Consider the following 6,681-nt stretch of genomic DNA (forward strand, 5'->3'; position numbering starts at 1 on the left):
GGCCCGGACGGGCTGGAGCGACGCAGAACGGATCGTACGGGGTTCCCAGCTGGACGGCGGCCGCTGCTGCAGGTCTGCTGCTCGCCGCAGTGACGGCAGCAGCGCCGTCGTTGCTGGTGGTGGCCCTCCTCGGTGTGACCGGTACCCAGCTGATCCTGCGCCGGCGCGCGAAAACCCTGTGGTGGAGTGTCCTTCCGGCCCTCGCACTCTTCGTCCCCTTCGCGGGGTCGGCGTCCGGCGCTCTCCGGGGTGTCCTGGCGGATCCGGGGATTCCCCTGCAATACACAGCGGCCGACCTCTGGCAACAGCTCCTCGGATTTCCGGTGGCCTTCGACCCGCTGGTACCGCCGGAGGCACTGGAGTTCCTGGGCTCTGGTCCCTGGGCACTGGTTCCGGTGCTCCTCATCGGCGCACCTCCAGTGGTCCTTGCCGTTTTCGCCCTCTTCGGCCCCACGAGCGGCAGACCGGGTGCCCTTGCCGCATGGGCTCTGGCGCTGCTGTGCCTGAGCGTCAGTGCTGCGTCCCTCTCCTTCCCCGTGGCGACGAGCGGAACCGCGCTGATCCCGCCCTTCACCGGCCCGCTGGTCTCGGGCGTCGTCCTGTTCCTCCTGGCCGCCGCCCTGGTGGGAGCAGACAGTCTCCTTGTTCCTCGGGATCCCCGGCCAACCGGAAAACCGGCTCCCGCAGTCCGTGCCCTCCTTCTGGCAGGATCGATGGTGCTTGCTGCAGGTCCCCTCACCAGCCTCGGCCTGTGGACCGTCCCGCAGCTGGCGCAGGCAGCCGACGCAGAGGCGGTCGGGCTCTCCCTTCCGGACGCACCGGACACTGGAATTGCACCGGAACCCGCGACCAGCTCAGGCTCGGCCACCGGCGACGGCCCTGCGGAAAGCACGGACTTCGGCACCGGCATCCTGGTGCATCCGGGCGCGGAGCGCATCCTGCCCGCCACGGCCGCCGATCGTGGAACGGGCCCGGACCGGACCAGGACCCTGGTCCTGACGATCGGCGGAAACAACGGAAACAACGGAAACAACGGAAGCAACGGCGACGGTGTCGCGGCAGCGCTCATGCGCGGCGGAGGCACTACACTCGACGCGTCGTCCCAGCTGAACTCCACCGTCGGGCTGTCCGGCAGCGGAACCACTCCGCAGATCCGCCCGGACGACGCCGCCACGGCGTCCCTCCGTGACGCCGCCGCAATGGTGGTGAGCGGCACCGGAGCCGATCCGCGCGCGGAGCTGCGGCGGTTCGGCGTCGGGCACGTGGTGCTCCAGCAGTCCGATACCGCGGCCGACCTACTGGCGGAACAACTCGATGCCGTGCCGGGCCTGGTCGCCGTCGGCAAGACGCCGTCGGGCTGGTTGTGGCGTGTGTCGCCCCCGGTACTGTCGAACGGAACGGAGGATCCCGGCGGACAGACGGCCCGGGCCCGGATCGTCGATGCGGAGGGCCGAACCGAAGCCCTCGTCCCGTCCGGGATCACCCGGATTGATACCGGTATCCAGGAAGGAGCCGAAGGACGCACCCTGGTCCTCGCCGAGCGGGCTGATGCCGGGTGGCAGGCCATGCTCGACGGGCGTCCGCTCGAAAGCACCTCGGAAGGGTGGGCACAGACCTTCGTGCTGCCGTCCCGGGGCGGGCACCTGACGGTCGGCTATGTCAGTGCCTGGCAACCCTGGACCGAAGCGGTCCAGGCAGTCGTGTTCGGTGCAACCGCCCTGCTCGCAGTACCCGTGCCATCGCGGCCGAGGGCTGCGCGGGTTCTCCCGACCGGCCGACGGGACACCCCCGATGACGGGTGGACTCCGGCACCTGGCCACGGGCCGGCGGATCCCGGCATTCCCAGCGAAGCCGACAGGGAGCCCGGCATGGCGACTGCCGGGGCCTCATGAGCGCTGCGGCCCCGCAGGGCGCGGCAGGACGGCAGTGCAGCCGTGGATACCGCCGGCCGGGTGCACTGGGCGTTCTTCTCCTCGGTGCGACGGCGGCACTGGTCGGGGTGAGCGCTGCAGGAGGATTCGGTGCGCCGCCGCCGAGCGTACCGATTCCCCGCGTCGAGGTCCCGGCAGGGGCCTACACCGCCGTGTGCCCAGGGCCACCCCGGCCCCTCGGTGACACCGCCCTCAGCGGAGATCCAGCCAGCGGGAATTCCGCCGGCGAAGATCCCGCGTTCAGCCCGGTATCCTCGACCGCGAAGACTGTCGCCGGCACCATGGTGCTCAGCGATCCTCGGGGGGCACGTCCGGCCGGCACCCTTGTCCCGCTCGGCGCCGGGGTGCCAGTGCCCGTTCCCGCCGAACGTTCCGGAACCTCTGGTCCCGCATCAGCGGGTCCACCGGCCGGCAGCAGCGGCGACGTCGCAACGAACAGGACGGCGGCTGTGGCGCGCAACGGCGCCGTCGATGCGCCGACCGTCTTCCGGGCCGACCCGCTGTGGGGGAATGCACCGATTGCCGGGGCGACGTTCACCCATACCGCTGACGACGGCGACCTCCGCGGCCTTGGCGCGCTGAGCTGCCGGACGCCGTCCAACGATATGGTGCTCCTGGGCGGTGCCACCGAGGTGGGCGATTCCTCGGTCCTGGTGCTCACGAACCCCACCGACATTCCCGCGGTCGTCGACCTCGGGCTTTTCGGTGCCGACGGCCCGGTGGAGGCCGCCGGAACGGGCGGTCATCTGGTACCGCCGGGGGAGTCGCGGAACGTGGTCCTCGCCGGGCTCGCCGGCAACCAGGAGCACCTTGCGGTCCGCGTCCGCAGCGACGGCGGGCGCATCTCAGCGGTGATCCAGCAGAGCGTCCTCCGCGGCCTGACGCCGGGCGGCGTCGAGTTGCTGGCGCCCGCCGCACCGCCGGCACTGGATCAGGTGATTCCCGGCGTCGTACTCCAGAATGCCGACACCGCCCGCGCCGTCCGCGAGCAGGACGGGTACGCTGCTGCCTCCCCGGTGCTGCAGGTCCTGGTCCCCGGCAGCACTGACGCGGTACTCGACATCCGGGTCCTCGGTCCCGACGGGGAGGTGCCCCTGCCCGATGGGGGAGTGATGACGGCGGCAGCAGGCAGCGTCAGCACCGTTCCGCTCGAAGACCTGGCCGAGGGCAGCTACACCGTGGCCATCACCTCGGATGTTCCCGTGGCGGCGGCCGCACGCGTCAGTCGCGGCTCGGCAGGTGGTCCCGTGGACTTCGGCAGCGCGCCGGCGGCCGAGCGGCTGGGGAGCGAGCACGCGGTGGTCCTTGCCGACGGCGTCGATGTGCAACTCGTGTTCGGGGCGCCCGAGGACAGTGCCGAGGTATCGCTCACGCCGGTGGGTGCCGACGGCGCCATCGGCGACCCGCGCGTGGTGGGCATCGCGGGGACGACGTCGGTGACCGTACCGGCGTCGTCCTTCGGGCCCGGTGCGGTGGCGGTGATCGTCGGAGCCGCAGGAGGCCCGGTGTTCGGAGCGCAGGTCGCAACCCTTGGAGGCGACACGGCCGGAATCTCGGTGAGCGCCATCTCCGAAGATCCAGGCGGCAGGAGGAGCATTCCGGTGGAGCTGAGGTATTAGGAGGGGACTTCCGGTCAGGCCTGTGAGCGTCCGTAGGCGGGATCGACGGCCTCCGGTGCCATGCCCATCAGCTCCGCGGTCTGCTCGATCACGACATCATGCACGAGTTCGTTGACCGGGAGGATGCCCTTGGCCGCCATCTCGATGGGATGACGGAAGACCGTGATGACAGCGGGACGGCCGGGTGTGGCAGGGGTGGCCGCCCCGAGGAGGCCGCGCAGGCTTCCGGGAGTCCTGTCCTCGAGGCCGTCGGGAATCTCCTGGACCACAATCTGCAGGTCCTGGATGCGCTCGCCCCACAGTCGCTCGAGGCGCTGTGCGGACTCCATCACCCACTCGTCGAACTGCTCCGAGCGGGTGCGGAAACCGGGGAGGTGCGAACCGATCAGCTCACCCCGCATACCGCGCCCACGGCGGTTCCTGCGGCGCTCGAAGAACGAACGTCCGGCCGACGGGCCGGAACTTTCTGCTTCGGCCAGGTTCACCGAGAATGTTGAAGCTTCCCGCATATAAAGACTCTAAGCCCATAGTTCCGCCAACGCATCCGTGTCCGGTCGATGGGCCTGTCGGCGTGCCCCGGGCAGCAGGAGGGCGGTAGGCTTTCTCCTCGTGGGATTCATCCGTTCATGTTCGCGTTCAGCCTGCCAGCGTTCGGCAGTGGCCACGCTTACCTATGTCTACGCCGATTCGACGGCGGTCCTCGGGCCGCTGGCCACCTACGCGGAGCCCCACACCTACGATCTCTGTGCACTCCACGCCGAGCGGCTCACCGTCCCCCGGGGCTGGGAGGTGGTCCGCCTGACCCTGCCGACCGCACCGCCCGAACACAATTCCGATGACCTCCTGGCGCTCGCCGACGCCGTCCGCGAAGCGGCGATGGACCGCTCCGCCCAACCTGCGGCTGCCGTCCACCGGGGAACCAAGCTACCCATCGAACCGCCCCCTGATGGCGCCGGACCCCGCAGGGGACATCTGCGGATTCTCCGGGAACACTAGTTCGCGGCCACCCGGCCGGGAACACTATTCCGCCCTCCCGGTTCGGCCGGGGACGGTCGTCGACGGTATCCTTGGGGGAAATATCCGTAGCGTCCGTCCTCCCTCTGAAAGTTCCAGCCATGGCGAACCTGCCCCAGCAACTGCTCGCCGTCCTCCGCTGCCCGGTCACGGGGTCGGAGCTCGTCGAAGAGGGTGGCGGCCTGATCTCGACGGCGCCGGGCCCGGACGGCGCACGGCCCAAATACCGGCTCGAGGAAGGCATCCCCGTGCTTCTTCGCCCCGAACTACTCGATGACCCAGCCCGACTTTAGGAACCCATGACTTTCGACTTCAAGGTTGCAGACCTCTCACTGGCAGTAGCCGGCCGCCACCAGATCCGCCTCGCCGAGCACGAAATGCCGGGCCTCATGGCGCTTCGGCGTGAATTCGGCGACGCCCAGCCCCTCGCCGGAGCCCGCATCGCCGGATCCCTCCATATGACGGTGCAGACAGCGGTGCTCATCGAGACCCTGACCGCGCTGGGCGCCGAGGTGCGGTGGGCGTCCTGCAACATCTTCTCGACCCAGGACGAGGCAGCTGCCGCGGTCGTGGTCGGTTCCGGCACCATCGAGGAACCCGCAGGCGTTCCGGTGTTCGCGTGGAAGAACGAGACCCTCGAGGAATACTGGTGGACCGCCACCCAGATCCTCACCTGGCCCGGCCAGGCCGACGGGCGGGGACCCAACATGATCCTCGACGACGGCGGCGACGCCACGATGCTCGTGCACAAGGGCGCGGAGTTCGAGGCGGTGGGTGCTGTGCCGGCGAATCCCCAGGAGGGCGACGCCGACTACTCCCACGAGTACACGGTTTTCCTCCACACCCTGCGCGGCACCCTCGAGTCCGAACCGCAGAAATGGACCGCCATCGCGGCGGGCATCCGGGGCGTCACCGAGGAGACCACCACAGGCGTCCTGCGTCTCTACCAGCTCGCGGCGAAGGGCAAGCTGCTCTTCCCCGCCATCAATGTGAACGACTCCGTGACGAAGTCGAAATTCGACAACAAGTACGGCATCCGGCACTCACTGCCCGACGGCCTCAACCGGGCCACCGACGTCCTGATCGGCGGCAAGGTCGCCGTGGTCTGTGGATACGGCGACGTCGGAAAAGGCGCAGCCGAGGCGCTGCGCGGGCAGGGTGCACGCGTGATCGTGACCGAGATCGACCCGATCTGCGCGCTGCAGGCAGCGATGGACGGCTACCAGGTGGCAAGGCTCGAGTCGGTGCTGGGCGAGGGGGACATCTTCATCACCACCACCGGCAACAAGGACGTCATTATGGCGCACCACATGGCGGGCATGAAGCACCAGGCCATCGTCGGCAATATCGGCCACTTCGACAACGAGATCGACATCGCCGGACTGGCACGCATCCCCGGGATCGAGAAGATCGAGATCAAGCCGCAGGTCCATGAGTGGGTCTTCCCCGAGAACGAGGCCGAGGGAACCGCGCAGCACTCGATCATCATGCTCTCCGAGGGGCGCCTGCTGAACCTCGGCAACGCCACCGGGCACCCCTCCTTCGTCATGAGCAACTCCTTCGCGAACCAGACCATCGCGCAGCTCGAGCTCTTCACGAAATGGGAGCAGGCGGACGCCGAGGGCAACCCCGAGTACGCGAATCAGGTGTACGTCCTGCCCAAGCTCCTCGACGAGAAAGTGGCACGCCTCCACCTCGATGCGCTCGGCGTGGAGCTCACCGAACTGTCGAAGGGCCAGGCCGAGTACCTGGACATCGATATCGCCGGACCGTACAAGTCCACGCAGTACCGGTACTGACCGGCACAGCAGGAATGCCGGGACATCACCTCCGGCTCGAGAGGCACGCAGCCGACGTTGCGTGCCTCTTTCAGTTCCTGCCGTCCTGCCCGAACGGCAGCCGGTGGAGGCGCTCCGCTGTGGCGCCGATGCGGGACCGTTGGCGGGACATCGCTCGGAACTCCCGGGTGCGCCGTGCGGCGATCACCGCGTGCAGGAACTCCTCGGGGTGGGTGCCCTGCGGTGGCGGGGGAGAGACGAGGAGGCTCACTTCCGATGCGAGTTCCGCCGCGAGCACGGAGCGGGCGGAAGGCGTGAGGCGGGGCGCCTGCGCGAGGA

General features: G+C 69.2%; 5 protein-coding genes and 2 pseudogenes. 5 read left to right on the forward strand and 2 right to left on the reverse strand.

The window, feature by feature from the left end; all coding sequences use genetic code 11:
* Positions 1–1,892 (forward strand): annotated as a pseudogene (locus Y705_RS18440) (hypothetical protein); the annotation flags it as partial.
* Entirely contained in the window at positions 1,889–3,550 is a 1,662-nt protein-coding gene (locus Y705_RS18445; protein WP_049822471.1) for a DUF5719 family protein, read from the forward strand. The pseudogene Y705_RS18440 and the gene Y705_RS18445, both read left to right, overlap by 4 nt.
* A gap of 14 nt (positions 3,551–3,564) precedes the next feature.
* Here the strand turns inward: Y705_RS18445 and Y705_RS0108275 are convergent, their stop codons facing one another.
* Positions 3,565–4,059 (reverse strand): metallopeptidase family protein, encoded by a 495-nt coding sequence (locus tag Y705_RS0108275; RefSeq protein ID WP_026532519.1) that lies wholly within the window; start codon positions 4,057–4,059, stop codon positions 3,565–3,567.
* Positions 4,060–4,159: 100 nt separating this feature from the next.
* Between Y705_RS0108275 and Y705_RS0108280 the strand changes: the two genes are divergently transcribed.
* The 3 genes from Y705_RS0108280 (at position 4,160) to ahcY (ending at position 6,363) form a co-directional block, all read left to right on the forward strand.
* Positions 4,160–4,546: a DUF3499 domain-containing protein gene (locus Y705_RS0108280; RefSeq protein ID WP_026532520.1), complete on the forward strand. Its 387-nt coding sequence runs from the start codon at positions 4,160–4,162 to the stop codon at positions 4,544–4,546.
* A 119-nt stretch (positions 4,547–4,665) separates the two neighbouring features.
* Positions 4,666–4,857 carry a Trm112 family protein gene (locus tag Y705_RS0108285; RefSeq protein WP_026532521.1) on the forward strand — a complete coding sequence of 64 codons (192 nt, stop codon included), beginning with the start codon at positions 4,666–4,668 and terminating at the stop codon, positions 4,855–4,857.
* A gap of 6 nt (positions 4,858–4,863) precedes the next feature.
* Complete coding sequence (gene ahcY, locus Y705_RS0108290; RefSeq protein WP_026532522.1) at positions 4,864–6,363, forward strand: adenosylhomocysteinase; 1,500 nt, start codon at positions 4,864–4,866, stop codon at positions 6,361–6,363.
* Positions 6,364–6,433: 70 nt separating this feature from the next.
* On the opposite strand, the pseudogene Y705_RS22275 reads toward ahcY, so the two are convergent.
* Positions 6,434–6,681: pseudogene (locus Y705_RS22275) on the reverse strand (RDD family protein); the annotation flags it as partial.

This window comes from Arthrobacter sp. H41, from assembly GCF_000520535.1.
Taxonomy (GTDB): Bacteria; Actinomycetota; Actinomycetes; order Actinomycetales; family Micrococcaceae; genus Arthrobacter_D.